At 37.8% G+C, this 24,861-nt stretch carries 30 protein-coding genes; 11 read left to right on the top strand and 19 right to left on the bottom strand.

The window, feature by feature from the left end:
- Nucleotides 1–20: 20 nt before the first annotated feature.
- On the top strand, nt 21–236 hold the full coding sequence (locus ACTT1L_RS11405) for a hypothetical protein (protein ID WP_061536059.1): 216 nt from the start codon (nt 21–23) through the stop codon (nt 234–236).
- 61 nt (nt 237–297) lie between these two features.
- Here the strand turns inward: ACTT1L_RS11405 and yutH are convergent, their stop codons facing one another.
- Nucleotides 298–1,299, bottom strand: coding sequence for a spore coat putative kinase YutH (yutH, locus tag ACTT1L_RS11410; protein ID WP_061131748.1), 1,002 nt, complete (start codon nt 1,297–1,299; stop codon nt 298–300).
- A gap of 120 nt (nt 1,300–1,419) precedes the next feature.
- Here yutH and ACTT1L_RS11415 point away from each other — a divergent pair, with 120 nt between their 5' ends.
- Nucleotides 1,420–1,911 carry a phosphatidylglycerophosphatase A family protein gene (locus ACTT1L_RS11415; RefSeq protein WP_000665103.1) on the top strand — a complete coding sequence of 164 codons (492 nt, stop codon included), beginning with the start codon at nt 1,420–1,422 and terminating at the stop codon, nt 1,909–1,911.
- A gap of 23 nt (nt 1,912–1,934) precedes the next feature.
- Here the strand turns inward: ACTT1L_RS11415 and ACTT1L_RS11420 are convergent, their stop codons facing one another.
- Nucleotides 1,935–2,414: a GNAT family N-acetyltransferase gene (locus ACTT1L_RS11420; RefSeq protein WP_000351171.1), complete on the bottom strand. Its 480-nt coding sequence runs from the start codon at nt 2,412–2,414 to the stop codon at nt 1,935–1,937.
- Between the two features lie 608 nt (nt 2,415–3,022).
- Here ACTT1L_RS11420 and ACTT1L_RS11425 point away from each other — a divergent pair.
- Nucleotides 3,023–3,604, top strand: coding sequence for an NAD(P)H-dependent oxidoreductase (locus ACTT1L_RS11425; RefSeq protein ID WP_000683422.1), 582 nt, complete (start codon nt 3,023–3,025; stop codon nt 3,602–3,604).
- A gap of 194 nt (nt 3,605–3,798) precedes the next feature.
- On the opposite strand, the gene ACTT1L_RS11430 is transcribed toward ACTT1L_RS11425, so the two are convergent.
- The 3 genes from ACTT1L_RS11430 to ACTT1L_RS11440 all read right to left on the bottom strand — a co-directional run bounded on the left by ACTT1L_RS11430 (nt 3,799) and on the right by ACTT1L_RS11440 (nt 5,816).
- Nucleotides 3,799–4,563, bottom strand: coding sequence for a TIGR01457 family HAD-type hydrolase (locus ACTT1L_RS11430; RefSeq protein WP_000276467.1), 765 nt, complete (start codon nt 4,561–4,563; stop codon nt 3,799–3,801).
- A gap of 109 nt (nt 4,564–4,672) precedes the next feature.
- Nucleotides 4,673–5,305 (bottom strand): helix-turn-helix transcriptional regulator, encoded by a 633-nt coding sequence (locus ACTT1L_RS11435; RefSeq protein WP_071729366.1) that lies wholly within the window; start codon nt 5,303–5,305, stop codon nt 4,673–4,675.
- Nucleotides 5,306–5,375: 70 nt separating this feature from the next.
- Complete coding sequence (locus ACTT1L_RS11440) at nt 5,376–5,816, bottom strand: DUF86 domain-containing protein (RefSeq protein ID WP_061131750.1); 441 nt, start codon at nt 5,814–5,816, stop codon at nt 5,376–5,378.
- A 147-nt stretch (nt 5,817–5,963) separates the two neighbouring features.
- Here ACTT1L_RS11440 and glpX point away from each other — a divergent pair, with 147 nt between their 5' ends.
- The 3 genes from glpX (at nt 5,964) to ACTT1L_RS11455 (ending at nt 8,092) form a co-directional block, all read left to right on the top strand.
- Nucleotides 5,964–6,935, top strand: a complete 972-nt coding sequence (gene glpX / locus ACTT1L_RS11445) for a class II fructose-bisphosphatase (protein WP_000439091.1) — start codon at nt 5,964–5,966, stop codon at nt 6,933–6,935.
- A 17-nt stretch (nt 6,936–6,952) separates the two neighbouring features.
- Nucleotides 6,953–7,219 (top strand): DUF3055 domain-containing protein, encoded by a 267-nt coding sequence (locus ACTT1L_RS11450; protein ID WP_000392606.1) that lies wholly within the window; start codon nt 6,953–6,955, stop codon nt 7,217–7,219.
- Between the two features lie 372 nt (nt 7,220–7,591).
- A complete protein-coding gene (locus ACTT1L_RS11455) occupies nt 7,592–8,092 on the top strand; it encodes a hypothetical protein (protein ID WP_061131751.1) in 501 nt (166 codons plus the stop codon).
- Between the two features lie 45 nt (nt 8,093–8,137).
- On the opposite strand, the gene ACTT1L_RS11460 is transcribed toward ACTT1L_RS11455, so the two are convergent.
- Nucleotides 8,138–8,440, bottom strand: coding sequence for a YutD family protein (locus tag ACTT1L_RS11460; protein ID WP_000435941.1), 303 nt, complete (start codon nt 8,438–8,440; stop codon nt 8,138–8,140).
- A 118-nt stretch (nt 8,441–8,558) separates the two neighbouring features.
- Between ACTT1L_RS11460 and ACTT1L_RS11465 the strand changes: the two genes are divergently transcribed.
- On the top strand, nt 8,559–9,137 hold the full coding sequence (locus ACTT1L_RS11465) for a YhcN/YlaJ family sporulation lipoprotein (protein ID WP_000744032.1): 579 nt from the start codon (nt 8,559–8,561) through the stop codon (nt 9,135–9,137).
- A 37-nt stretch (nt 9,138–9,174) separates the two neighbouring features.
- Here ACTT1L_RS11465 and ACTT1L_RS11470 read toward each other — a convergent pair whose 3' ends face one another.
- A complete protein-coding gene (locus ACTT1L_RS11470; RefSeq protein ID WP_086707148.1) occupies nt 9,175–9,906 on the bottom strand; it encodes a MerR family transcriptional regulator in 732 nt (243 codons plus the stop codon).
- An 85-nt stretch (nt 9,907–9,991) separates the two neighbouring features.
- Between ACTT1L_RS11470 and ACTT1L_RS11475 the strand changes: the two genes are divergently transcribed.
- Nucleotides 9,992–10,807 carry a YhfC family intramembrane metalloprotease gene (locus tag ACTT1L_RS11475; protein ID WP_002163480.1) on the top strand — a complete coding sequence of 272 codons (816 nt, stop codon included), beginning with the start codon at nt 9,992–9,994 and terminating at the stop codon, nt 10,805–10,807.
- Between the two features lie 22 nt (nt 10,808–10,829).
- Here the strand turns inward: ACTT1L_RS11475 and ACTT1L_RS11480 are convergent, their stop codons facing one another.
- A complete protein-coding gene (locus tag ACTT1L_RS11480; protein ID WP_061129184.1) occupies nt 10,830–11,273 on the bottom strand; it encodes a hypothetical protein in 444 nt (147 codons plus the stop codon).
- A 132-nt stretch (nt 11,274–11,405) separates the two neighbouring features.
- Between ACTT1L_RS11480 and ACTT1L_RS11485 the strand changes: the two genes are divergently transcribed.
- Together ACTT1L_RS11485 and ACTT1L_RS11490 are read left to right on the top strand one after the other, a co-directional pair.
- Nucleotides 11,406–11,960, top strand: a complete 555-nt coding sequence (locus ACTT1L_RS11485) for a histidine phosphatase family protein (RefSeq protein WP_061131754.1) — start codon at nt 11,406–11,408, stop codon at nt 11,958–11,960.
- A 74-nt stretch (nt 11,961–12,034) separates the two neighbouring features.
- Nucleotides 12,035–12,514, top strand: a complete 480-nt coding sequence (locus ACTT1L_RS11490) for a YbaK/EbsC family protein (protein WP_076875593.1) — start codon at nt 12,035–12,037, stop codon at nt 12,512–12,514.
- Between the two features lie 20 nt (nt 12,515–12,534).
- On the opposite strand, the gene lipA is transcribed toward ACTT1L_RS11490, so the two are convergent.
- Nucleotides 12,535–13,431 (bottom strand): lipoyl synthase, encoded by an 897-nt coding sequence (lipA, locus tag ACTT1L_RS11495; protein WP_000166370.1) that lies wholly within the window; start codon nt 13,429–13,431, stop codon nt 12,535–12,537.
- A gap of 189 nt (nt 13,432–13,620) precedes the next feature.
- On the opposite strand from lipA, the gene ACTT1L_RS11500 reads away from it, so the two are divergent.
- On the top strand, nt 13,621–14,604 hold the full coding sequence (locus tag ACTT1L_RS11500; protein WP_000944673.1) for a M23 family metallopeptidase: 984 nt from the start codon (nt 13,621–13,623) through the stop codon (nt 14,602–14,604).
- A gap of 36 nt (nt 14,605–14,640) precedes the next feature.
- Here ACTT1L_RS11500 and yunB read toward each other — a convergent pair whose 3' ends face one another.
- From yunB to metQ (ACTT1L_RS11550), 10 genes are all read right to left on the bottom strand, one after another.
- Complete coding sequence (yunB, locus tag ACTT1L_RS11505; protein ID WP_071742159.1) at nt 14,641–15,372, bottom strand: sporulation protein YunB; 732 nt, start codon at nt 15,370–15,372, stop codon at nt 14,641–14,643.
- A gap of 54 nt (nt 15,373–15,426) precedes the next feature.
- Nucleotides 15,427–15,729, bottom strand: a complete 303-nt coding sequence (locus tag ACTT1L_RS11510) for a YunC family protein (RefSeq protein WP_000248464.1) — start codon at nt 15,727–15,729, stop codon at nt 15,427–15,429.
- Between the two features lie 65 nt (nt 15,730–15,794).
- Nucleotides 15,795–17,210: a bifunctional metallophosphatase/5'-nucleotidase gene (locus ACTT1L_RS11515; RefSeq protein WP_442821967.1), complete on the bottom strand. Its 1,416-nt coding sequence runs from the start codon at nt 17,208–17,210 to the stop codon at nt 15,795–15,797.
- A gap of 538 nt (nt 17,211–17,748) precedes the next feature.
- Nucleotides 17,749–19,146, bottom strand: coding sequence for a Fe-S cluster assembly protein SufB (gene sufB / locus ACTT1L_RS11520; protein WP_001118823.1), 1,398 nt, complete (start codon nt 19,144–19,146; stop codon nt 17,749–17,751).
- A gap of 48 nt (nt 19,147–19,194) precedes the next feature.
- A complete protein-coding gene (gene sufU / locus ACTT1L_RS11525; RefSeq protein WP_000009523.1) occupies nt 19,195–19,626 on the bottom strand; it encodes a Fe-S cluster assembly sulfur transfer protein SufU in 432 nt (143 codons plus the stop codon).
- Nucleotides 19,616–20,836, bottom strand: coding sequence for a cysteine desulfurase SufS (gene sufS, locus ACTT1L_RS11530; RefSeq protein ID WP_001020761.1), 1,221 nt, complete (start codon nt 20,834–20,836; stop codon nt 19,616–19,618). The genes sufU and sufS overlap by 11 nt, the downstream gene beginning before the upstream one ends.
- Nucleotides 20,836–22,128 (bottom strand): Fe-S cluster assembly protein SufD, encoded by a 1,293-nt coding sequence (gene sufD, locus ACTT1L_RS11535; RefSeq protein ID WP_000152165.1) that lies wholly within the window; start codon nt 22,126–22,128, stop codon nt 20,836–20,838. Before sufD ends, sufS begins: the two co-directional genes overlap by 1 nt.
- A gap of 15 nt (nt 22,129–22,143) precedes the next feature.
- Entirely contained in the window at nt 22,144–22,929 is a 786-nt protein-coding gene (gene sufC, locus ACTT1L_RS11540) for a Fe-S cluster assembly ATPase SufC (protein ID WP_000929157.1), read from the bottom strand.
- Nucleotides 22,930–23,167: 238 nt separating this feature from the next.
- The gene (gene metQ / locus ACTT1L_RS11545) at nt 23,168–23,974 is read right to left on the bottom strand and encodes a methionine ABC transporter substrate-binding lipoprotein MetQ (RefSeq protein WP_000722401.1); all 807 of its coding nucleotides are present in this window, start codon (nt 23,972–23,974) and stop codon (nt 23,168–23,170) included.
- 72 nt (nt 23,975–24,046) lie between these two features.
- Nucleotides 24,047–24,859, bottom strand: a complete 813-nt coding sequence (metQ, locus tag ACTT1L_RS11550) for a methionine ABC transporter substrate-binding lipoprotein MetQ (RefSeq protein ID WP_442821915.1) — start codon at nt 24,857–24,859, stop codon at nt 24,047–24,049.
- Between the last annotated feature and the right edge of the window lie 2 nt (nt 24,860–24,861).

Consider the following 24,861-nt stretch of genomic DNA (forward strand, 5'->3'; position numbering starts at 1 on the left):
AAAACATAGGGGGACGACACATGCCAAAAATGGGGAACACGTTTTTAACAATTCAAGAACTAGAAAAGAAAAAAGAGTATTTATTAGACCTTTCATCCGTTATACCGACATGGAATGCGAGCTATCAATGTTTATTTAAAGAAATCCAGCAAGAATTATTGAGTAAAGTAAATGAAAAAATCGAACAACATCAATTCATTTTAAATATATGTGCAGATCAACAGGTAGGGGCATAATGTATTACATACAATTGTGGTATATAAAAAAGAGACCTCAATCGGTCTCTTTTTTATATTTTTAAGACAGCCAATCTAATTTTCTAATCCCAAGCTTATCAACTGGTAAACGGAGTGAGCCATAAAAATGCTTCATAAATTGCTCAGAGCGGTTCACATCGTGTAAAATGGCTTCTAAACGATCTCTATACATGCTTTTTTGTTCTTCGTTTCCTGTTTGGTAATATCGTTCGACTGTTTCAAAATAGTGAAGCGGGAACAGGAGCCTTGCAAATAATAGGCGCCACCCAAATGAGGATAGCGAATAATTCCGTTCATAATCTGTAACAAATTGAACGATTGTTTGCTCCCAGTCTTTCTTTTTTTCAATCATCATATAGCGGATTAATTCTGCTATATCTCGAGTTGGGTGATCATACACCCAATCAAAAGGGAGTTTGAGACGCTTCGTTTGATGCCATAATAAAGGTGTGAATCGTTCTTGGCAAATGGTTGCTGCATCCGTTAGTTGCGGTGTGTCATCCATTTCTGTATCAACAACATATTGAATGGCATTTTCCGCAACTCCTAAGTAATACGGGAAGGATTCAATAAACAATTGATCGAATACGTCTGTAGGGTGGTTCATCACTTGTGATTGCCAAAACTTTTCTAATTGATCGAGCCTTTTTTCCCATAATGCTTTCCATTCACCAATGCGGCTTAGTTGCTCAATTTCTTCTGGAAAGAATGCACCTCGTTTATGGAATATAGAAAGCTCACTTCCTAATGACATAGCATGTCGTTCTAACGCGCGCATACCTTTTAATAAGCAGTAATTTTGTTCTTCTATCTCACTTACATAGTAGCCGTGTATAGTCGGAACGAAAGTCGCTACAGTTATATCCCCTTGCTGGTTCATATAATCACTGAGCTTTTTCATCTCTACAAGTACTTCTTCCTCCATTTCTCCAATTGGAACAAGTACATAAATTTTGTTGCGAATCCAAAAGCTTTTATAGGGGCCAAGGGGGATTAATTCTTTAACATGCATATGATAATGCTCATAAATATGATGAATCATCGCAGTCGCCACCTATGGTTTTTCTTTATATATATGAGCTTGTGCTCGCCTTTCATTCCTATGCACATGATAAAGCAACGAAACGTATACAAATACTAAAAAGAAAAAAAGGTGATAAACATGAAAGAATCAAATCAACTACAAGAAAGAGCATTGCAACTATTACAAGAACGCGGTGTAACAATTGATGATATTGCTGAACTTGTTCATTTTCTTCAAAAAAAATATCATCCAAATTTAGAGATGTCAGAATGCCGTTATAACGTTGAGCGTGTATTATCAAAACGTGAAGTACAAAACGCACTGATTACAGGTATCGAACTCGATGTTCTCGCTGAAAAAGGCATGTTAAGTGAGCCGTTACAAGATATCGTAAAACGTGATGAAGGCTTATACGGAATTGATGAAGTGATCGCACTTTCTATCGTTAATGTGTACGGCTCTATCGGTTTCACAAACTTTGGATATATCGATAAATTAAAACCTGGTATTTTAGAATACTTAAATGATAAATCAACTGGAAAGGTGCATACATTCCTTGATGATATCGTTGGCGGAATCGCTGCCGCTGCTTCAAGCCGTTTAGCGCACAGAGCTGAGCATTCGGAATAATAAAATATGAAAGACCGTCAGTGTCATACTGACGGTCTTTCATATTCCATGAGCATAAATTCTCTTCCGCGGCTCAAAAAAATGGGCCCTTGCTGAAAACCTATGTTTTTATATAGCGTAATCGCTCTTGTATTAAATGTTGCTACACTAAGTCGAAACGTTTTCGGCCTAAATTCTTTAACAGCAAATGCTATGCCAACTTGAAAAAACATTTTTCCCAGCCCTTTCCCTGTTAACGCCGGCTTCATGCCAAGTCCGATATCAATTACATCTTCTCCACCATATAAATGGGCATCTCGTCCCCCTGGCACTTGTGCATTTTCTCCAAAACAAAAATAGCCGATAAACTCCCCATTATCGTCACAGCAGCCATAATACGTCCCATCTAATAATTCTTCTATTACTTCTTCTTCGCCTGAAAAACTATACAAATGATAAGGTTCTTCATACGTCCACGTATTTATCTCATTTGCTTCTTCTACCGTTAACTTATGTATATCCATCCTTCTCTCCCCTTATCAAATATTCTCTATATACTCATTCATTTTTCGTGCCTCATTTCCCTCTAATTGAAATATGCACAATTGCATACGCACGCCCACGGAACAAATGGTACAATTCATTTGAATCGCTGTTGCTACACTTCTTGATCAAAGAAAAGGCGTTAAAACGGATATTAGCGCCTTATCAAACTCAAGCAATTGGCACATTTTGTCATCTTGAAAGACACTCGAAAGAGTGTCTTTTTTTCTATACCTTACAAGGACTTACTCATTTCAAAGCATAAGCACATAAAATAATGTAACTCTTTACATGCATGAATTCTTTTCTAAAAGTTATGCAGTAGACTCAAAATAAAAAAGCACTCTTGGCTAGAGTGCTTTTTACTTTCAAATCAGGAGGTTACATATATGGATAGTACTCTCGTATTTAACTTCGGCATTGGTATTATCATTATTTTATTTGTTTTCTTTGTTCTTTGTATGAGTGGTGTGTAGAAAGACGATTTGAGGCGTCTTTTTATACATATGTATTACTTGACTTTCATAAAAGAAGTAACAATAATGGTTACAGAGAAACCATTCACATATCACAAATAGGAGGAAGAACAATGAAACATGTAATCGTTTATGCACACCCAAATACAGAAAGCTTCAACCATGCGATTTTAGAAACGGTAAAAAGTGAATTAGAAGAAAAAGGTCATGAAGTACGCGTTCGCGATCTATATGAATTAAACTTCAATCCAGTATTAGGCGCTTCCGATTTCATCTCATTTTCTCAAGGAAACACACCAGCAGATATTAAAGAAGAGCAAGAGCATATCTCTTGGGCTGATAGCATTACATTTATTTATCCAGTTTGGTGGGCGGGACTTCCTGCTATTTTAAAAGGATACGTTGACCGTGTATTTAGCCACGGCTTCGCTTATGCTTACGGTGAAAATGGCATCGAGAAGTTATTAAGCGGTAAAAAAGGATTATTATTATCTACAATGGGAAATACGAAAGAGGCATACACAGCAGGCGGTATGTTTGACGCAATGAAAAAAACAGCTGATGTTGGTATTTTTGAATTTACAGGTATTGAAACAATTGAGCATACATTCTATACAAGTGTTCCTTCTGTAGATGATAGTGTGCGTAAACAATATCTTGAAGAGGTTAAAGATGTTGTGAATCGTGCATTTTAAATAAAATTATATCAGCGATTTTTTTAATATATCAGCGCAACTCAGATTATATCGGCGATTTTCTAATTATATCAGCGCAACTTAAATTATATCGGCGATTTTCTAATTATATCGACTTACAGACAAAAAACGACACTATTCACAACTGAATATTAGAAAAAAAGCTGCTCCAAAGTTTGGAACAGCTTTCTTCATTACATCTTCTCAATCCACTCCGTCAAGTTATGCACAACTTGCGTCGGTTGAACTTCGTATTCTGTTAACTTCTCCACAGTTGTGACTCCAGTGTGGACAAGAAGCGTATGCATACCAGCATTGATTCCTGCTAAAATGTCTGTGTCGTAGTTATCCCCAACCATTAAGGCTTCATTTTTTTCTATGCCAAGCACTTTTAAAGCTTGTTCCATAATGATTGATTCTGGTTTTCCGATAAAGATCGGATCCACACCTGTTGATACTGCTACAACTGATGTTAATGAACCGTTACCTGGTAATAATCCGCGCTCAGTCGGAATGGCAATATCTCCATTTGTAGAAATAAACGTTGCGCCGTTACGCACAGCAAGACAAGCTTTTGCTAATTTTTCATATGTGATGTCACGATCTAAACCGACAACAACGAAATCAGGATTTTCATCCACAAGTTCAAATCCTTTTTCCACAAGCGCATCATGTAAGCCTTCTTCACCAATCATATATACAGTTGCGTCTTGTTTACGTTCGTAAATGAAGTTTGCTGTTGCCATACTCGTTGTGAATACTTGCTCTGCTTTCGCTGGAATATCGAAACGAACAAGTTTTTCTGCCACTTGTTCTGGTTTACGAGTTGAGTTATTCGTAACGAATAAATATGGAATGCCGCGCTCTCCTAATGCTTTTACGAAGTCGCTCGCTTCTTCAATTTGTTCTTCTCCGCGATACATTGTACCGTCTAAGTCAATTAAGTAACCTTTATACATCGATTATGTCTCTCCTTCTATGCTAACGTTCTCACCTTATCATACCACTCTTATATTACCCGCTTTTTACAAAGAAAAAAACGCTTTACCTTAAAGCGCCCCATAACGTTCATTTTTTCTCTTTTATTTGATAAGAACAACTACAATCGCCCTCGCACATGTTTGCTAGCGTCTTTACATCAGCTCCTGCAAATAAACGCTTATACATTTCTTTTTCATCTTCACACACTTGCGGGAATCTCTCGGCAATTTCCTTTAACGGACAGTTTTGCTTTTCAATTACGAAAGAATTCTCTCCGTCTCTCTTAATTTGAACCATATAACCATTTTTCTCTTGCATAGCCGCTATCTCTTGCACTTTATATGCTAAATTCTTTTGATTACTCACTCGCTTTTGCAACTGTTCTTCCATTCGCTTCGTTCGCTCTTTTAAAACGTAACGAAGTATTTTTTCATCGCCCATTCGAGCTAAATCTTCTAGTATATCAATCGCAAATTGCTTATACTCCTTCGGGAATGTATCTTCTCCCTTTTCGCTTAATCCATACAAATAAGTTGGTCTTCCGACATGTTGCCTTACCATCTTGGAATAGATGAAACCATCTTTCTCAAGATTACTTAAGTGTCTTCGGATCGCCATTTCTGTAATCTCTAAAACTTCAGCTAGTTCCGCTACCGTGTGCTCTCCCTTTACTTTCAACAATTGGATAATTTCATCTTTCGTCGTACGTGCTTCCCCCATGCTTCACCCTTCTCCCTCACATACAATATAAGATCCCCAAAAAGGTAACTTGGGGATCTTATAAGCATAATTATTCTGGTACAAATGCAGATACAGGTCCTAATTCCTTTTCTAAATAACTGCGAATATTGGCTGGGTATTTCTCTACCACTGCAATATGTTTTTGAATCGTCTTATATAATTCATCATGATTCATTTGAATATAATCTTGCGTAAGCATTTTTCGAAGAAGGATAATTCCTTTCATCCCTTGTCCATCTTCTGCACTTATCACTCGCTCGTCCATTAAAATATCAATAATATCTTCATAGCTTCCTGGATCGCGCATAATAAATCCATCAATCATCGCATTCCCTACATCTAATACAGAATCAATCATTAGATGCGCTATGCGTTCTAATGCGTAAAATTCAAACTCGGTTTCATATATCTTTTTCTCTTGAAATGTACTTGTTGCTCGTTCTAAACATACTAGCATTTGTTCTATTTTCTTTCTGTCTACAAAATACATGAATGTCACCTACCTGGAAATTAAAGCATTTACATTTTAATTGTAACGCTTTCTTCTGAAAAAATCGACAATTTTTCGAATTCACCTTTTCCCCGTAATTTGTTATAGTTATATTTGTATGATTTTTGAAATTGGAGGAATGGAATCTTGGAACGTGAACTCGCACTAGAAATTGTCCGTGTAACAGAAGCAGCAGCATTAGCATCCGCACAGTGGATGGGCCGCGGAAAGAAAAATGAAGCAGATGATGCAGCAACTACAGCAATGCGTGATATGTTCGATTCAGTAAACATGGCAGGTACAGTTGTAATTGGTGAAGGAGAACTTGATGAAGCACCGATGTTATATATTGGTGAAGAACTAGGAACAGGTAACGGTCCAGAAGTAGACATCGCCGTTGACCCATTAGAAGGTACAAACATCGTTGCAAAAGGTCTTGCAAACGCAATGGCAGTTATCGCAATCGCAGATAAAGGAAACCTTCTTCATGCTCCTGATATGTACATGGAAAAAATCGCGGTTGGTCCAAAAGCAGCTGGTAAAATTAGCTTAGATGATCCAATTGAAAAAACAATTGAAATTGTAGCGGAAGCTAACAATAAAAAGATTCGCGATCTAACAGTTATCGTTCAAGAACGTGAACGTCATCAGGATATTATCGATCGTGTTCGTGCAAAAGGTGCACGCGTAAAATTATTTGGTGACGGTGATGTTGGTGCGTCAATCGCAACAGCACTACCTGGAACTGGTATTGATTTATTCGTAGGTATTGGCGGAGCTCCAGAAGGCGTTATTTCTGCAGCAGCATTAAAATGCCTTGAAGGTGAAATGCAAGCTCGCTTAGTTCCAATGAACGAAGAAGAAGAAGCTCGTTGTCGTGAAATGGGATTAGAAGACCCTCGTCAACTTCTAATGCTAGAAGACTTAGTGTCTGGTGATGATGCAATCTTCTCAGCAACTGGTGTATCTGCTGGTGAGTTATTAGACGGCGTGAAATTCCTAGGCGGAGATTTAGCTGAAACATACTCTATCGTAATGCGTTACAAAACAAGAACGGTACGATTCATTAAAACGCATCACCATTTAGATCATAAGCCACACTTAAACTTAGATATTTAATAAAAGGAGCCATGTGTATGGAAGAACGTTTCTTTCTGTACGACGACACTGTCGCTACAAAAACTCGTTTTGTTAGCTTTATGGGAGAAAATGAGCGTCATGATTTAGCGCTACTATACTCCGATCGTCATTACGGTAAAACAATTGTCCTTGATATGCAGCGTAATAAATTTGCAATCATCGGCGCTGACGATTTAAACGAACCAGGCTACTTAGAGCATGCATTTTCTATGACTGAAGAAATTGCAGAAGAACTACGCTCATTTTTATTTGAACTTATATAATTTATCTTAGGCACCAGCTTTTAGCTGGTGTTTTTCCACTTTAAGTATTTTGAATTTTCAATTATCTGTGTTATAATGAAGAATAAATCTATTTGGATAGAAAGGACGTTATCTACGTATGCCAACATTTACTTTGTAATGGACCAGCAATTGGATAGCATTACTCTCAAAAAAGCACCACGCTTTTTCAAGGGAGTAGTCTGCCCATTCCCATTACAAAGGAACGTATTGCATCTGTAGTATGATGTTTACGGAGGTTCCTCTTTACGGGAACCTCCTTTTATTTTTGTCTTTTTCTCATGTCTTCATACTACAAGACATCCAAATAGCTGTATTACGTTCCTTTACCACTACTATAAGAGGTGAAGGAAAATGCAGAAAGTACAACTTTCTTGGAGTTTATATGAAAACGAGCAAAACACAATCGAAAAGTATTGTAAAAATTGTAGACGCACTACCCTATTTACCGACACAAATATTCGTAGGCATAACGCCAACGGAAAAAACATATACCGCTTTGCCATTTATAAATGTCCGAAAGATCATACGTGGAATCAAAAATTGCATATTTATAAATCATATACTGACCACGTTGAAACAGTCGATATGACGCAGGAAGATCAAATAGAAGCAACTACTACTACCATTTCCATTACACAGCATAAAGAAAGTGGTATAGCTGAAATTACGATTGTATTAGACCTTGTTTTCGGTTCTCACCGGATGGATAAAGCATTATCCACATATATTTCCGACTGGAGCCGTACACGCATTGTGGATAAAATTAAAAATGGGGATATTCAATTGAACGGACAACAAATGAAACCAAACACAATACTTTCTGAAGGCGATCGTATCTCGATTTGTTTATAAATGAGAATATGCAAAAAATCCTCTTACAATCGTAAGAGGATTTTTTTATTTCTTCACTTTTCGTAATACGAAGTGTGCACAACCAAAGTTACAGTACTCGTATAAATACTCCGATAACGTACTAATTTTCGTATCATATGTCGCACGCTGGTTACTATCATCAAAGAATCCGCGCAATCTAAGTTGCTCATAACCCCAGTCCCCAACGATGTAATCATATTTATTTAAAATTTCTGCATAGCGCTCTTTAAATGCTTCTTCACTAAAACCGTCACGAAAGTTTTTAATTACTTCGTACTGCACATTATTAATGCTCACCGTAGCATGAATCTCCTGCTTTTGCTCCATCATTAACTTCCTCTCTAAGCATTCTTCTTTTTATCGTATCACAAAGCATACCAACCAACAATTTCAAATACAAAAAATTGAAAATTAGTGCATGCTATGGAGAAGGAGGTGATACATCGTGAAAAAACAAATTATACTTTCTCTCCTCACTCTTTCCTTATTTGCAGGCTGCCAACCAACGAATAAAGCCGAAATGGAACGTGAAGAAGGAAGTCGTGTTCTTGTTTCCAACAAAAACGACATGTATCATACGGAAAATACAAATACACGATTAACGAGAGTCGGCTATTCATCTAAACAAAAGCATGAAGTATCTAATAAACAAGTAGGAGCCATTAACCGTGAGAAAGTTGCTGAAATGATTACAAGCATGACAGTCAAACTTCCTGACGTTACAAACGCTGCTACGCTCGTTACAGACGATGAAGTATTTGTTGTATACCGTGCAAACACAACGGATCCGAAACTCGTAGCGGATCAAGTATATAGAGCTGCTTTGTCCATCGTCCCTCGCTATTATAAAGCATATGTATCAACAGACCAAAAGTTGATTTCTCAAATTCAAGGGCTTCAATCTGGCGCATTAAATGATACAGAATATACGCAAAGCCTCGATATGTTAAAACGTGAAATGAGTAAAAATCCTCATTTGAACAATACAGGGGATCAGACTTTGAATGATATGATAAAAAAATAAAGAAGGTGGAGAAAACCTCCATCTTCTTTATTTTTTACTATTTCTTACGATTTGCGTAAACCTCCATCGCATCACACATAAACTGAGCTAATCCTTCACCAAACTTATCGATATTTTTCGTAAAGCGCTCATCAGCGACGTACATTTGACCAAGTCCTTTAAAAGCATCTAATGAATATTCACCGAATTTTTGCAAGTAATTGTACCATACTCCAATTGCTTCTTGTGCCTCTTTAGAATCTGGTGCTCCGTGTCTAAGCGCCGCTAAGTTTCTGTAAATCGTATTAAACTCTTCTTGGTTTTCTTTAGACATACCTTTCGCATATTCATTCGCTTTATCTACAGCTCTGTCTCCCCATCTTTCACGCGCTTCTTCTTCGTACGGATTATGGCTGAAATCGAAGCCTTCAAATTTCTCTTTATTCGTCATTTCAATCTCTCCTTTTGTATGCTGAATTGTTTTATCAATCGTCGCAATCACTTTATCTAACCTAGCCCGCTTTTCAAGAAGCATTTTCTTATGAAGCTGCAATGCTTCTTCCCGGTCAAATGATGGACTCATGATAATTTCTTTAATTTTCTTCAAAGGGAAGCCTAATTCTTTAAAAAATAAAATTTGCTGCAGCGTCTCTAAATTTTCATTGGAATACAGACGATACCCAGACTCTGTCGTCTCATCTGGGGTTAACAACCCAATTTCATCGTAATGATGCAGTGTGCGCACACTAATTCCAACTAAATTAGCTACTTCTTTTACCTTCATTGCCATGTGTATCTCCCCCTTAATACATACGATAAAGTATGACGCAACGTTAGAGTCAATAAGTAAATTCATTTTCTTTATAAAATATTTCATGCATAATAGATATGTACATATATTAGAAAGTGGTGAAAATATGGTTTCAAATACTGTAATTGCCAGCATCATCTTTCAACTCATTGTCTCGATTCTGGTCCCAATTATTGTACTCGTTTATTTCCGTAAAAAATATAATATAAATTGGAAAGTAGTCGGTGTTGGTGTTCTTATCTTTATCGGATTTACCCAAATTCTCGAAACACCATTCCACCTATTTATGCGCGGTAATCCAGCAATCGCTCCAATTTTAGAAAATCCATTTGTCTTCGCACTTTATGGCGGACTAACTGCTGGTATTTTTGAAGAATTAGGACGCTTCGTTGCCTTCTTCTTCCTACTAAAAAAATATCAAGAATATAAAGATGGCTTTGCTTACGGAATCGGTCACGGCGGAATTGAATCCATTTTAGTTGGCGGATTCTCTGCATTCCAAGCACTTATATTTGCGAATTCAATTAACAACGGTAGCTTCGCCCAGATGGTCGAAAAAATGCCAGAACTAAGCCGCCTACAAGACATGTTAATTCAGCAACCTGCCTACTTATACTTCCTTGGCAGCTTAGAAAGAATTATGGCACTCGTGCTGCAAATCGCCTTTACAATGCTTGTTTTATACGCAGTAAAACAGAAGAAGTATATCTTCCTTGTGTACGCTATACTATTCCACGCACTTGTAGACTTCTTCGCGGCACTTTACCAAACGAAAACAATTAACATTTTTGTTGCAGAAGGAATCACCCTTCTCTTCACAATTGGCGCTATCATTCTTATTCGTAAAATGAAAGAGAAATTAATGAGTGTGCCAAAGTAAAAATAACCCGCCTGTTGGTGGGTTATTTTTTATAAAGATTATCATAGCGATGATAACTTTTACCGCTTTGTAGCTCCTTCTTTGTTTCTGCATCTATAACGATGTACTTGTGTAACTCTTCTACTTCATTTTGAGAAAAGGAAGCGAAAAAATAAACTTGGCGATCAGGGTGAATAAAAGAATCTTGAAGCACTACTTCACCCCGACAACCCGCGGCTGTTTTTTGTAAAAAGGAATATTCTTCGTCGGGTACTTCTTTAAATAAAATCTTTTTTCGAACACTATACGCTGCATTATTGTATTCTTTATACATTTTCTTATCTAACTGTTCGTAAAACACATCTTCGCTCACAAATGACTTATTTCGATTACTTGGATAATCTAACTTTTGATTGGATTGTGCATATGTTGTGGACATTTGCGTAAGAAAACAAATCATGAATACGAGACATATCATTTTTTTCATACTGGCACCTCAATTTTCATTATCCACATTACTTTTCCACATCTATAAATCAATATGCCGTTTCCAATAAAAAGGAATTTTTTCCGCATTTGTCGAAGTATATAGCGTCAACTTGAAAGATGGGGATGAATTATGAAGAAAATCATTGTCATACGACATTGTTCAGCCGCTGGACAAGAACGTCATGCCGAATTAACGACCGATGGAAAAAAACAAGCAAACACCCTTGCCACATTCCTTTTAGAAAACCAACTACAAATAGATCATATTATTTCAAGCCCATTTGTGCGAGCTATCGATTCTATTCGGCCCTATGCACTCCAAGCTAATTTGTCTATCCAAGAAGATGAACGATTAGCTGAACGCATATTAAGCGACGTTTCAATGGACGATTGGATGCAAAAACTAGAATCTACTTTTACAAATATAGATATTGCCTTTTCAGGCGGAGAGTCAACGAAACAAGCAACGGACCGTGCTATATCGCTTATCGAAGACGTTTTAAAATTAAACCATACTACAATATTACTCGTTACACATGGAAACTTACTTACGCTCATTTTAAAGCACTTTGATCATACGATCGGCTTTCATGAATGGAGAGCTTTAACGAATCCTGATATGTACGAAATTACAATTAATGAACAATGTAGCCTAAAACGATTATGGAAAGCACCGTCCAAGTAATATCTCTTTCCAACACATTCAGTTGACGCCACGAGAAGAAACTGTACTAATAATAGAAAGGGGTATCACTCCATATGTACGAAGATGTACTTGCTTTACTACATAAAACAAATGTTTCTTATGAAAAATTCGAACACGAACCGGTACTCGATTATGAGACAGATCGGATCGTACGCGAGAGGCTTGGCTTACAAGGTACTCCAAGTAAAAGCTTATTTTTAAAATCAAAGGCTGGAGATTATTACGTATTTTTCACGTTAGAGGGCACAAGGCTTAACCGCGGAGAGATGAAAGAACTAACAGGAGAACGCTTATCTCTCTGTTCCGCTGATGAACTGCGAGACAAAACTGGTTGTACGCCAGGATGTGTAGCTCCTTTCGGGTATGCACACGATGTAACAATTATTGTGGATAACGCTATTTATACGTACGATAAAATTTTAATTACACCTGGTGTACCTGAATTTACAATTGAATTATCCACAGAAGAATTAAAAAAGATTTTATTAACATGTTCAAATACTGTTTTGGAGTACAAACAAAAAGAGAGCTAATCATTAGCTCTCTTTTTTCATTATTTTGCTTCTGCTGTGTTTTCTTTTGCAGAACGAACTTGCTCGTCCGCATGGTAAGAAGAACGCACAAGTGGGCCAGCTTCACAGTGGCTAAAGCCTTTGCTAAGTGCAATTTCTTTTAGCTCTGCAAATTCCGCTGGTGGGTAATATTTAAGAACTGGTAAATGCTTCTTAGATGGTTGTAGGTATTGTCCAAGAGTTAAAATATCCACATTGTTTGCACGTAAGTCATCCATTGCCTCAATTAAATCTTCTCTCGTTTCACCTAAGCCCACCATAATGCTCGATTTAGTTGGAATATCAGGCTGCATTTCTTTTGCTCGACGTAAAAACTCTAATGAACGATCATATTTTGCTCTAGCGCGAACTCGGTCAGATAATCGACGTACTGTTTCAATGTTATGGTTTAAAATATCTGGTTTTGCATCCATTAACATTTTTAAGTTTTCTTCTACTCCACCCATATCAGATGGTAATACCTCGATTGACGTAAATGGATTTTTACGACGTACAGCGCGTACTGTTTCAGCAAAAACAGCTGCTCCACCATCTTTTAAATCATCACGTGCAACCGCTGTTATAACAACGTGCTTTAAGCCCATTTGTACTACAGAATCTGCTACGCGTTCTGGCTCTTGTAAATCAAGCTCAGTTGGTAAGCCTGTTTTAACCGCACAAAAACGACAAGCACGTGTACAAACCGCACCTAAAATCATAAATGTTGCTGTTTTTCTTACAGCCCAGCATTCATGAATATTCGGACATTTTGCTTCCTCACAAACTGTATGAAGATTTTTAGAACGCATCATTTTCTTTAAGCCTGTATAGTTTTCATTCGTGTTTAACTTAATTTTCAACCATTCGGGCTTGCGCTTATATTCTGTTTGTTTTGTCATGGTTATCAACTCCGCACAATATGAAATAGTTTACCGTGTTCGCTTCTTTCAATGTAACATATCTATTCTAACGTATGAAAGCGATTTGCTCAAATGAAGATTCTAAGATTTTTTCCAATCGTTCCCTATAATGAAATACTCCGTATATCCCACACTAAAAAGAGTGATGATGTGAAAGGAGTCTATTTCATGCTTCGAAAAATTTCTCTTTTGCTTTCGATTTGCTTTCTTCTCCACCAAAACATCGCTTACGGTGAAGATAATCAGCAAAGCATATACGAAAAGCGCATGGCACTATATAAAGAAACCGAGCAATCTTCAGGCATTCCGTGGTATTACTTAGCTGCAATGGATCAATACGAAAGAAATATACGGAGCGTAAGAAAAGATATTCCGAAAAAACCAGATGCCATCATTTCCCTTTATTTCAAACCAGAAATATGGGCTGGACCTGTTAATGGTAACGACACTCTCCCCCACACAATTGCTCTATTTGGCGGGTTAGGTTTAGATGGTGACAAAGATGGATTTGCAAATGCAAATAACGACCGTGATCTTTTGCATACAGCAGCAACGATTTTAAAGAAACAAGGAACGTCAGAAGAACGTATTAAAATCATGCTCTGGGAATATTATAGACGTGCAAAAACAGTTGATTTAATTACCGAATACGCCCAAATTTATAAACATTACGGACGTATTAATTTAGAAGGAAATGCGTTCCCTCTTCCGATTCGTAGTGACCATAGCTACCGTAGTACTTTTGGCGCTGGAAGAAGTTTTGGGGGAAGAAGAGTTCATGAAGGAACCGATATATTCGCAGGCTATGGCGTACCAGTAAGATCCACTTGCTATGGCATTATTGAAACAAAAGGCTGGAACCGCCTTGGCGGATGGCGCATCGGTATTCGTGACCTTCATAACAATTATCATTATTACGCTCACTTAGGCGGGTTCTCAAAAGAGATACAGCTTGGACAAATTGTCGAACCCGGAAAAGTAATCGGATTTGTTGGTAGCACCGGTTACGGTCCTCCCGGCACAGCTGGAAAATTCCCGCCTCACCTACATTTCGGCATGTATAAAGACAATGGTTATACAGAATGGGCTTTCGACCCCTACATGCACTTAAGTCTTTGGGAGCGAAAAGAACGCGCAAATACAAAACGATAACCGTAGCACATTGCTACGGTTATTTTTTATTTATGGCTAACTATCCGTTTTCTTTTTATCAGGTACAACAACACTTCCGCTTCCGTAATAAGTAGGCACTTCCCCTTGAACGATGCGCGTCGCAATTGGAACATTTTGTTTCACTTTTATTTCTTTCGTATGAAATGGAATAATGACTTGCAACGTAACTTCCATCTCCATAATAATTTGAATCGCTGTCGTATTGATTCCGTGCGGCTCAATTTTTTGTTTAATATCCGTATTTACATGACCAATCGTCGTGAAATCAATTGGAATATCGGGTCCGATATTTCCAAGAAGCGCATTATTTGTTACACGGCCAAACGGAACTGCCATCGTTGCCCCATTTTTTTCAGAAATATCTAGTCCCTTCAAATTCCCTTGTTCTACTTGCTGTAAATACTTTTCTATGTATGTGGTCGTTGACGTTACGATTTCATTTACTTGCTTCGTATTTAAATTAATTGTGGATACTTTCCCGTTTTTATCATTTTGTACTTTCATTAATGAATCGACATCGAATCCCTCATCAATTCTATCTTTTACCGCCTTCGTCATAACCGCTGTCGCCATTTTATGTGTCTCTACTTCTCCATATTTCATTAACGTCGGCTGAATGCTGCTATTCACAATCCATAATCCTTGCACGAGTAATATGACAAAAAGAATACACGACATAAGCAGTATGTGCCGAAAGGAAATAGGTCCCCTTCGAAACCGCGAATTTTTCGAACGAAATATACTCATAAAAAAACCTCCTTCTTATATCATTTCTATGCAAGAAGGAGGGACGATATATGCTTATCTCATTTTTAATAATGCTTCTTTTCCGATTGTGCCAGCCGTAATACCTAACGATTCGGCTTCAATCGTTACTGATTCTAGCGGTGCTTCAAGAAGTTGTTCAATCGTTCTTACACCAACCGCGCGACCAGCAATAATACCACGATCTCCTAACTTCTCATTTAAAAGACCTACATCTAATGCACCGCACATAATATATCCTTTATCGCTCATTACAGCTAGCAAATTTGTCTTTGGAAGTTTGACGCTAACCGCAATAAACGTATAATTATCGATTATAATCGGCTCTACATTAACCATAGTTCACACTCCTCTCTTTCTTATCTGTATGACAAGAGAAAAATGAGTGTTACAAGTTAACTAGCCTATAGTTTGACAGAAGATGTATAAGTTATTAACATGTCTGCTAACACATCCCTAAGTAGTTCTGGCATATAATATTGTTTGTTAGAAAGTGTGGATAGCTCTGGGTATAAGTACCCAAATGTAAACATATCAATCGTTCCTACTGTATATATACGATCTAACTCAAGCGATTCTCCGTTAATTAATACATCTTCGAGTAAAATTTTATTCCCGGGAATCGTATCTGGAATGACTTCTACACCAGCGTAAATCATTTTCCCCATTACTTTCCCCCGAAATCCAAACCCTTTTACCTCAAGGTTCTCCATATTCGGGCGACGTGCTTTCAAGATCACTTCTCTTAACGTTTTCCCCGGCACTTTTAATAGGCATGGATTAATTGGATGTGGACAAATTCTGTGAATATCTCCGCGCGTCACAACGCCTTCTTCTAATCCTTCAAGAAGTACACCGGCGTTTACCATGCCAATTTCTGCATCGCACCAGTTTTTCAGCGCATTTGCTAACATGTGCGAAAATGCTGTCTCATGAAACCAATCAACCGGTAATGATTCCTTTAAATGAACGACAGGCTCTTCCATAATATATTTACTTTCTTCCTGCAGCGCTTCAATTGTGGATAATGGTTTGTTATAAGCACCTAAACGTTCAGTCTTAATCGCTCTACCATCCTTTTTCAACAGCTTCTTCGTCTCTTTATCCACAGTAAGCTGAACGTGCCCAACGTAACGTCCCCACTTTTCACAACAACAAAGTAACGTATGATTCATAAGAACACCACGCTCAAATAAATGATGCGTATGTGCCCCTAAAATAACATCTATATCATACTGCTCCGCCATATACTCATCCATACTTTTTCCAAGGTGAGAAAGGACAACCGTTATATGAGCCTCATCTCTCACTTCTTCTAAAATAGACTCTAAATGCTCAATTGGATCTTCAATATGCCAATCTAACATTTGATAAAACTCTGGATACGCAACCGTTAATCCGATAAAAGCAATCGTAATCCCATCTGTCGTTGTATGTAATTTATAAGGCTTTGCCCACTCTGGACGTACCCCTTCTTTTTCAAATAAATTCGCGACAAGCACCTCAAATCCAGCATCATCATATAGACGATTCAAATGCTCCTTCGCTAACGTAATTCCTTCATTATTTCCGATCGTTACATAATCATATAAAGCCTCATTTAAAAGTTTCGTATTGCCAAGCCCATTCGTCGCTTCCGAAATACTATGAAAACGATCCACATGATCGCCGATATCTACAGTTAAAACAGTCTCTCCCGCTTCCTGTCTTCGCTTTTTCTCTCCTTGTACAAACCGAGAAATTTGCGGCCAATTTTCAAAATGACTATGTATATCGTTTGTATGATAAAGGTGGATAATTGTTTCTTTATTTATATTCAGAGAAAAAACCTCCTCTCAGTTCCTTACTGCCATTTACGCTATGCGCACGCAATAATCCTGTAAATACTTTTCGTCTTTTCTTGCTATTTTACATTGTACTCGCATTGTGAGAAAAAGCAAAAGATTGCCCTTTTTATATGAGAAACTTTACTTTTTCCAGTCTGGGGATTTGTTGGTAGAGCGGGGATTTGTCAGAAAGTTCAACAGGAGATTCGCAGGTCTTTTTTCAATTGGATTCACCAGTGGATTTGTCAGTATCTTTGCCTTACTTCCAGTCGGTCCCCTTTCATATAAAATGTTGCAGGGTATATGAAGAATTTCTTTTGTCGTAATTTGTTGATAAGTCGATATTCCTTGTCGAATCGTCGATATATTGAAATAATCGCCGATATATTCGGAGTTATCGTCGATATATTTGAAAAATCGCTGATATATTTAGTCAGAAACCCACCTAGGTATCTCGGCTAACCCCACCCCAAGCCCAGCTCACACAATAAAAAAGCGCCCTGCACAGCAGGGCGCTTTCTTCATACATATATTAACCGATAGAACCTTCCATCTCAAACTTGATTAGGCGGTTCATTTCAACTGCGTATTCCATTGGAAGTTCGCGAGTGAATGGCTCGATGAAGCCCATTACGATCATTTCTGTAGCTTCTTGCTCAGAAATACCGCGGCTCATTAGGTAGAATAATTGTTCTTCTGATACTTTCGATACTTTCGCTTCGTGCTCAAGTGAAACGTAATCATTTTTGATTTCGTTGTAAGGAATTGTATCAGATGTAGATTGGTTATCCATGATTAACGTGTCACACTCGATGTTAGAGCGAGAGTTTTTCGCTTTTGGTCCGAAGTGTACGATACCACGGTAAGTTACTTTACCACCATGCTTCGCAATCGATTTAGAAACGATTGTTGAAGACGTGTTTGGTGCTAAGTGAATCATTTTCGCACCAGCATCTTGGTGTTGGCCTTTACCAGCAATCGCGATAGATAATGTTAAACCACGAGCGCCTTCGCCTTTTAAGATAACTGCTGGGTATTTCATCGTTAATTTAGATCCGATGTTACCGTCAATCCATTCCATCGTTGCGTTTTCTTCACAAACCGCACGTTTTGTAACTAGGTTGTATACGTTGTTCGCCCAGTTTTGGATTGTTGTATAACGGCAATATGCATCTTTCTTAATGATGATTTCTACTACCGCACTGTGAAGTGAGTTAGTCGTGTAAACAGGTGCTGTACAACCTTCTACGTAGTGTACGTGTGCGCCTTCGTCTACGATGATAAGCGTACGCTCGAATTGTCCCATATTTTCAGAGTTAATACGGAAATACGCTTGAAGTGGTGTATCAACTTTAACACCTTTTGGAACGTAGATGAATGATCCACCAGACCAAACTGCAGAGTTTAATGCTGCGAATTTGTTGTCTGTCGGTGGGATTACTTTTCCGAAATGCTCACGGAAAATATCTTCGTTCTCTTTTAATGCGCTATCTGTATCTTTGAAGACGATTCCTAGAGCTTCTAGGTCTTCTTTCATGTTGTGGTATACAACTTCAGATTCGTACTGTGCAGATACACCAGCTAAATACTTTTGCTCAGCTTCTGGAATACCTAATTTATCAAATGTAGCTTTAATTTCATCAGGTACTTCATCCCAAGACTTCTCAGATTTCTCAGATGGTTTTACGTAGTACGTAATTTCATCGAAATCTAAGTCGTTTAAGTCGCCGCCCCATTGTGGCATTGGCATTTCATAGAACTTATCCAGTGATTTTAAACGGAAGTCTAACATCCACTGTGGTTCTTCTTTCATACGTGAAATCTCTTCAACGATCTCTTTTGTTAAACCGCGTCCAGCACGGAAAATCGAAACGTCTTTGTCTTTGAAACCATATTTATAATCGCCGATATCTGGCAGTTGCTTCGCCATGTTGGTGTGTCCCTCCTTAGATAACCTCGTTTTTAGGAACCTTTAACATTACTTATCTTCGTTTAAGCCCTTTTCTAACGCTTTCCACGCTAATGTTGCACATTTAATACGTGCAGGGAACTTGCATACGCCTTGTAATGCTTCAATATCTCCTAAATCGATGCTGTCATCGTACTCTTTTCCTAGCATCATGTCAGAGAAAATTTTAGAAAGCTGAAGTGCCTCTTCAATTTTCTTACCTTTTACTGCTTGTGTCATCATTGAAGCTGAAGACATTGAGATAGAACATCCTTCTCCTTCAAACTTCGCTTCTTGCACAATACCTTCTTCTACTTTCATCGTAAGTTGAATACGATCGCCGCAAGTTGGATTGTTCAAGTTCACTGTAACACTATCTTCTAACACGCCATGGTTACGAGGATTCTTATAATGATCCATAATAACTTGACGATATAACGTATCTAAATTATTAAATGACATTTGTGAAATACTCCTTTGTCTTGATTAGCGATTCAACAAATGTATCAATTTCTTCTTTTGTATTATATAAATAGAAGCTTGCACGTGCTGTTGAAGAAGCTTTCAGCCACTTCATAAGCGGTTGTGCACAGTGGTGTCCTGCGCGAACCGCAATACCTTCTACATCTAATACTGTCGCTACATCGTGAGGATGTACGTCTTCAATATTAAATGTAACAAGACCAGCGCGATGCTTTGGACCATAAATTGTAACGCCATCTACTTCTGATAGTCTTTCTAAAGCGTATTGCGCTAATTCATGCTCATGCTTTTCAATATTATCAAGACCGATTTCTTCTAGGAAATCAATTGCCGCACCAAGTCCGATTGCATTACCGATAATCGGCGTACCTGCTTCGAACTTCCACGGAAGCTCTTTCCAAGTAGATTCTTGTAAATCTACGAAATCAATCATTTCACCGCCAAATTCAATTGGCTCCATATTGTTTAGCAATTCTTTCTTACCATATAATACGCCGATACCTGTAGGGCCGCACATCTTATGAGCAGATAATGCGTAGAAATCACAATTTAAATCTTGTACATCCACTTTCATATGAGGTGTACTTTGTGCACCGTCAACGACCATAATTGCGCCATTTTCGTGTGCAATTGCCCCGATTTCTTTTACAGGGTTAATCGTTCCAAGTACATTAGAAACATACATGATAGAAACGATTTTTGTATTCGGTGTAATTGTTTGACGAGCATCTTCTATTGAAATTGTCCCATCTGGTTGAAGCGGAAGATATTTTAAAGTTGCACCAGTTTTCTTCGCAACTTGCTGCCACGGAATGATGTTACTATGGTGCTCCATGTAAGAAATAACGATTTCATCGCCTTCTTTTACATTTTCAAGACCATAGCTAGCCGCTACTGTATTTAATGCAGTTGTCGTTCCGCGCGTGAAAATAATCTCTTCCATTGATTTCGCATTAATAAACTTGCGAACTTTCTCGCGTGCACCTTCATACGCGTCGGTAGCTTTCGTACCGAGCGTATGAACACCGCGATGCACGTTAGAATTGTATTCTTTATAGTAACGTTCTAACGTTTCAATGACTTGAATTGGTTTTTGAGAAGTTGCTGCACTATCGAAATAAACAAGTTGTTTGCCGTTCACTTTTTGATCAAGAATTGGAAACTGTTTGCGTATTTCATGAATATTCATTAGCGAACTTTCCTTTCAATTACCTCAACAAGCTGTGCCTTTACTCCTTCAATTGGAAGCTCATTAACTACAGGTGCTAAGAATCCATGGATGACTAAACGTTCTGCTTCGCGTTTTGGAATACCACGGCTCATTAAGTAGTATAGTTGAGTTGGATCTACGCGACCTACTGAAGCTGCGTGACCTGCCATAACATCATCTTCGTCAATTAAAAGAATTGGGTTTGCATCACCGCGTGCTTTCTCATCTAACATAAGAACGCGAGAAGATTGTTGTGCATTTGACTTAGATGCACCGTGTTCAATCTTACCAATTCCGTTAAAGATAGATGTTGCACTATCTTTTTGTACACCGTGTTTTAAAATCCAACCTTCAGAGTGTTTACCGAAGTGAACAACTTTAGTTGTAAAGTTTTGTGTTTGGTTACCACGGCCAATTGTTACTGTTTTCGTATCAGCATATGAACCGTCGCCCATTAAGTTTGTAACGTTCTCTGAAATTGTGTTTCCGTCATTCATAAGGCCTAGAGCCCAATCAACGCGGCCGTCGCGTCCAACAATACCGCGGCGGTTAACGTAAGTTGTTACGTCTTTTGCTAATAGATCAACCGCACCGAATTTCACTTGTGCGCCTTGTTCCACGATTACTTCTGCTACGATATTTGCAATACCTTTAGCATTTTCATTTGCAACGTAGTTTTCTACATAAGTTGCAGTACTGTTCGCATCAGCTACGAATAATACATGGTTATATACGTTAGCTTCTTCGCCGTCTACTAAGAATACAGCTTGAAGTGGAGTTTCAAGAACAACGTTTTTCGGAACATATACGAATGCACCACCGTTGATTAATGCAGCATGAAGTGCAGTTAGACGATGCTCGTCTACCTTCACGCCGTCTTTCATTAAGTACTTTTGTACTAGTTCAGCATGCTCAGTTGCAGCTGTTACGATGTCTGTGAAAATAACACCTTTTTCTTTTGCTTCGTCTGCTAAAGAAACGAATGCAGTTGTACCAGTACGTTGCACTAATACACTGTTATTTTCATCGATTAAGTTTTTCACTGCTTCTGGAAGCTCTGTTAAAGAACTTACAGGCTCTTGCTTAGCAGCGTCGCCTTTTCCGATAAAGTCCCATTTGTCAATTTTCGTTTTATCAGGAGTTGGCATTGGAAGTTCAGTTGCTTGTGCAAGAGCTTGTAAGCGGAACTCAGTCAACCAAGCTGCTTCGTTTACTTCGCTTGCGCGTTGACGGATTGTTTCTTGATCGAAAGGTAATGTACCGATTGTCATGTTTATGCTCCTCTCTTACGCTTCTTGCTCTGTTGTTTCGTCTTCAATACCTAATTCTTTTTTAATCCAGTCGTAACCTTCAGCTTCTAGACGTTGTGCAAGCTCAGGTCCACCAGATTTAACGATACGACCGTTCATCATAACGTGAACGAAGTCTGGAGTGATGTAGTTTAATAAACGTTGGTAATGCGTAATCATTAGGCAACCGAAGTCTTCGCCGCGCATTTCGTTAATACCTTTAGATACAACTTTTAATGCATCGATATCAAGACCTGAGTCAATTTCGTCTAAGATTGCGATTTTTGGCTCAATCATCATTAATTGAAGAATTTCGTTACGTTTTTTCTCACCGCCAGAGAAACCTTCGTTTAAGTAACGTTGTGCCATTTCTGGATCCATTTCTAGGAATTCCATGTTTTTATCTAATTTACGGATAAATTTCATAAGAGAAATTTCATCGCCTTCTTCACGACGTGCGTTAATTGCAGAACGTAAGAAGTCAGCGTTTGTTACTCCGCTAATTTCACTTGGATATTGCATTGCTAGGAATAGACCTGCTTGTGCGCGCTCATCTACTTCCATTTCTAATACATCTTCACCGTCGATGATGATGCTACCTTCTGTTACTTCATATTTTGGGTGACCCATAATTGCAGAAGATAAAGTTGATTTACCTGTTCCGTTAGGTCCCATAATTGCGTGGATTTCTCCACCTTTTACTTCAAGGTTTACACCTTTTAAAATTTCTTTGCCATCAATTGATACGTGTAAGTCTTTAACCGTTAATGTAGAACCAGCCATCTCAATACCTCCATTAATCCTATATATACATTTTAAAAATTCCTAAAACGTTCATATTCTCATTTTATTCTCATTCTAATTTTATATCAAATAAAATGATATCGCAAACGACGAAAAAAAGTAACAATTTTTTCACAAATGTATATAAGTATTTCCTTCACATCTTTCTATGATACACCTTTCTTCTTATTTATATAAAGAAAAAAGGACTGGTAATTTTCCAGTCCTTTCCTTATATTTATTCACTTACCGGAAGTACAGCACCTTTATATTCTTTATTAATAAAATCTTGAATTTCTTTTGAATGCAGTACTTCTACTAGCTCTTTAATTTCTTTTTTCTTCTCGTCACCTTTACGAACTGCAATAATATTTGCATACGGAGAGTCTGATCCTTCAATCGCAATCGCATCCTTTGTTGGATTTAATTTTGCGTCAATTGCATAGTTTGAATTAATAAATAATGCATCACCTTCATTATTTTCATATAACTTTGGTGAAAGCCCAGGCTCTACATCTGTTTTAAACTTTAAGTTTTTCGGATTTTCTACAACATCTTTTACTGTTGCTTTCACAACATCTACTCCGTCTTTTAGTTTAATAACGCCGCCTTTTTGTAACAGTGCTAGCATACGGCCACGCTCCGCTACGTTATTACTCATAATCACTGTCCCGCCATCTGGTAAGTCTTTTAAGCTTTTATATTTCTTCGAATAAATACCCATTGGCTCTAAATGAATTTTTCCCGCGTTTACAATTTTATATCCTTTTTCTTGGATTTCTTTATCTAAATAAGGAATGTGTTGGAAGTAGTTCGCATCAATTTCCTTATCCGCTAACGCTTTATTTGGCAACACATAATCTTGGAATTTTTTAATTTCTAATTTAATTCCCTTTTTCTCTAATATCGGCTGTGCCTTTTCTAAAATAACAGCGTGCGGTACGTTAGAAGCTCCCACAACAAGCTTATTCTCCTCTTTCCCTCCGCAAGCAGCTAATGTAAATACAGACAACGCTGTAACAACTGACAATAGAATCTTTTTCATATGATGTCCCCTTCTCCCGTATAATTATGTAGTTATAAAAAAGGCTGGCATACACCAGCCCTTTTACAGCAATTATTCTTTTACAGGAACAACTGCCCCTTTATATTCTTTATTAATGAAGTCTTCGATTTCTTTAGAATGTAATACTTCTACAAGAGCTTTAATCTCTTTCTTATCTTTATCGCCTTTACGAACAGCTACTACGTTTGCGTATGGTGAATCATTACTTTCAATTGCAATTGCATCTTTTTCTGGGTTTAACTTCGCATCAATTGCATAGTTCGAGTTAATTAAAACCGCGTCGCCTTCTTTATTGTTATACACCTGTGGTAATAAACCAGGCTCAATATCTGTTTTGAATTTCAAGTTTTTCGGGTTATCCGCAATATCTTTTGGAGTTGCTTTAACTGGATCCACCCCATCTTTAATTTTTAAAATGCCTTCTTTTTGTAAAATTGCTAAACCACGTCCATGATCAGCAACTGAATTACTCATAATAATTGTCGCTCCGTCTGGAAGTTCTTTTAAGCTCTTATATTTTTGAGAATATACACCAATCGGTTCTAAATGAATTTTTCCTGCTACTTCAAAATCATATTTTTTATCTTTCATTTCTTTTTCTAAATACGGAATGTGCTGGAAGTAGTTTGCATCTAAATCCTTATCTGCTAACGATTTATTTGGTAATACGTAGTCTTGGAATTTTTTCACTTCTAATTCAATTCCTTTTTTCTCAAGTAACAGTTTTGCCTTTTCTAAAATTTCAGCGTGCGGTACGTTAGAAGCACCAACAACTAGTTTCTTTTCATCGTTATCTTTCCCGCCACAAGCAGCTAACCCAAAAATTGAAGTTGAAATAAGTGCTGTCAGTAATAATTTTTTCATTT

This window comes from Bacillus sp. FH, assembly GCF_052216825.1.
Classification (GTDB): domain Bacteria; phylum Bacillota; class Bacilli; order Bacillales; family Bacillaceae_G; genus Bacillus_A; species Bacillus_A paranthracis.

Bases quoted from the DNA above. Each gene is read 5' to 3' on its own strand.
- ACTT1L_RS11510 (WP_000248464.1), bottom strand. From the start codon at position 15,729: ATGGTTAATGTAGAGCCGATTATAATCGATAATTATACGTTTATTGCG.
- yunB (WP_071742159.1), bottom strand. From the start codon at position 15,372: ATGAGTATATTTCGTTCGAAAAATTCGCGGTTTCGAAGGGGACCTATT.
- sufU (WP_000009523.1), bottom strand. From the start codon at position 19,626: ATGTCATTTAATAATTTAGATACGTTATATCGTCAAGTTATTATGGAT.
- ACTT1L_RS11485 (WP_061131754.1), top strand. From the start codon at position 11,406: ATGAAGAAAATCATTGTCATACGACATTGTTCAGCCGCTGGACAAGAA.
- ACTT1L_RS11440 (WP_061131750.1), bottom strand. From the start codon at position 5,816: ATGTATTTTGTAGACAGAAAGAAAATAGAACAAATGCTAGTATGTTTA.
- ACTT1L_RS11470 (WP_086707148.1), bottom strand. From the start codon at position 9,906: ATGGCAATGAAGGTAAAAGAAGTAGCTAATTTAGTTGGAATTAGTGTG.
- yutH (WP_061131748.1), bottom strand. From the start codon at position 1,299: ATGATTCATCATATTTATGAGCATTATCATATGCATGTTAAAGAATTA.
- ACTT1L_RS11430 (WP_000276467.1), bottom strand. From the start codon at position 4,563: ATGTATAAAGGTTACTTAATTGACTTAGACGGTACAATGTATCGCGGA.
- metQ (WP_442821915.1), bottom strand. From the start codon at position 24,859: ATGAAAAAATTATTACTGACAGCACTTATTTCAACTTCAATTTTTGGG.
- ACTT1L_RS11500 (WP_000944673.1), top strand. From the start codon at position 13,621: ATGCTTCGAAAAATTTCTCTTTTGCTTTCGATTTGCTTTCTTCTCCAC.
- ACTT1L_RS11480 (WP_061129184.1), bottom strand. From the start codon at position 11,273: ATGAAAAAAATGATATGTCTCGTATTCATGATTTGTTTTCTTACGCAA.
- ACTT1L_RS11435 (WP_071729366.1), bottom strand. From the start codon at position 5,305: ATGGGGGAAGCACGTACGACGAAAGATGAAATTATCCAATTGTTGAAA.
- ACTT1L_RS11405 (WP_061536059.1), top strand. From the start codon at position 21: ATGCCAAAAATGGGGAACACGTTTTTAACAATTCAAGAACTAGAAAAG.
- lipA (WP_000166370.1), bottom strand. From the start codon at position 13,431: ATGACAAAACAAACAGAATATAAGCGCAAGCCCGAATGGTTGAAAATT.
- sufC (WP_000929157.1), bottom strand. From the start codon at position 22,929: ATGGCTGGTTCTACATTAACGGTTAAAGACTTACACGTATCAATTGAT.
- sufB (WP_001118823.1), bottom strand. From the start codon at position 19,146: ATGGCGAAGCAACTGCCAGATATCGGCGATTATAAATATGGTTTCAAA.
- sufS (WP_001020761.1), bottom strand. From the start codon at position 20,836: ATGAATATTCATGAAATACGCAAACAGTTTCCAATTCTTGATCAAAAA.
- ACTT1L_RS11425 (WP_000683422.1), top strand. From the start codon at position 3,023: ATGAAACATGTAATCGTTTATGCACACCCAAATACAGAAAGCTTCAAC.
- ACTT1L_RS11450 (WP_000392606.1), top strand. From the start codon at position 6,953: ATGGAAGAACGTTTCTTTCTGTACGACGACACTGTCGCTACAAAAACT.
- ACTT1L_RS11455 (WP_061131751.1), top strand. From the start codon at position 7,592: ATGCAGAAAGTACAACTTTCTTGGAGTTTATATGAAAACGAGCAAAAC.
- ACTT1L_RS11415 (WP_000665103.1), top strand. From the start codon at position 1,420: ATGAAAGAATCAAATCAACTACAAGAAAGAGCATTGCAACTATTACAA.
- ACTT1L_RS11490 (WP_076875593.1), top strand. From the start codon at position 12,035: ATGTACGAAGATGTACTTGCTTTACTACATAAAACAAATGTTTCTTAT.
- ACTT1L_RS11460 (WP_000435941.1), bottom strand. From the start codon at position 8,440: ATGGAGCAAAAGCAGGAGATTCATGCTACGGTGAGCATTAATAATGTG.
- ACTT1L_RS11475 (WP_002163480.1), top strand. From the start codon at position 9,992: ATGCATAATAGATATGTACATATATTAGAAAGTGGTGAAAATATGGTT.
- ACTT1L_RS11420 (WP_000351171.1), bottom strand. From the start codon at position 2,414: ATGGATATACATAAGTTAACGGTAGAAGAAGCAAATGAGATAAATACG.
- metQ (WP_000722401.1), bottom strand. From the start codon at position 23,974: ATGAAAAAGATTCTATTGTCAGTTGTTACAGCGTTGTCTGTATTTACA.
- sufD (WP_000152165.1), bottom strand. From the start codon at position 22,128: ATGACAATCGGTACATTACCTTTCGATCAAGAAACAATCCGTCAACGC.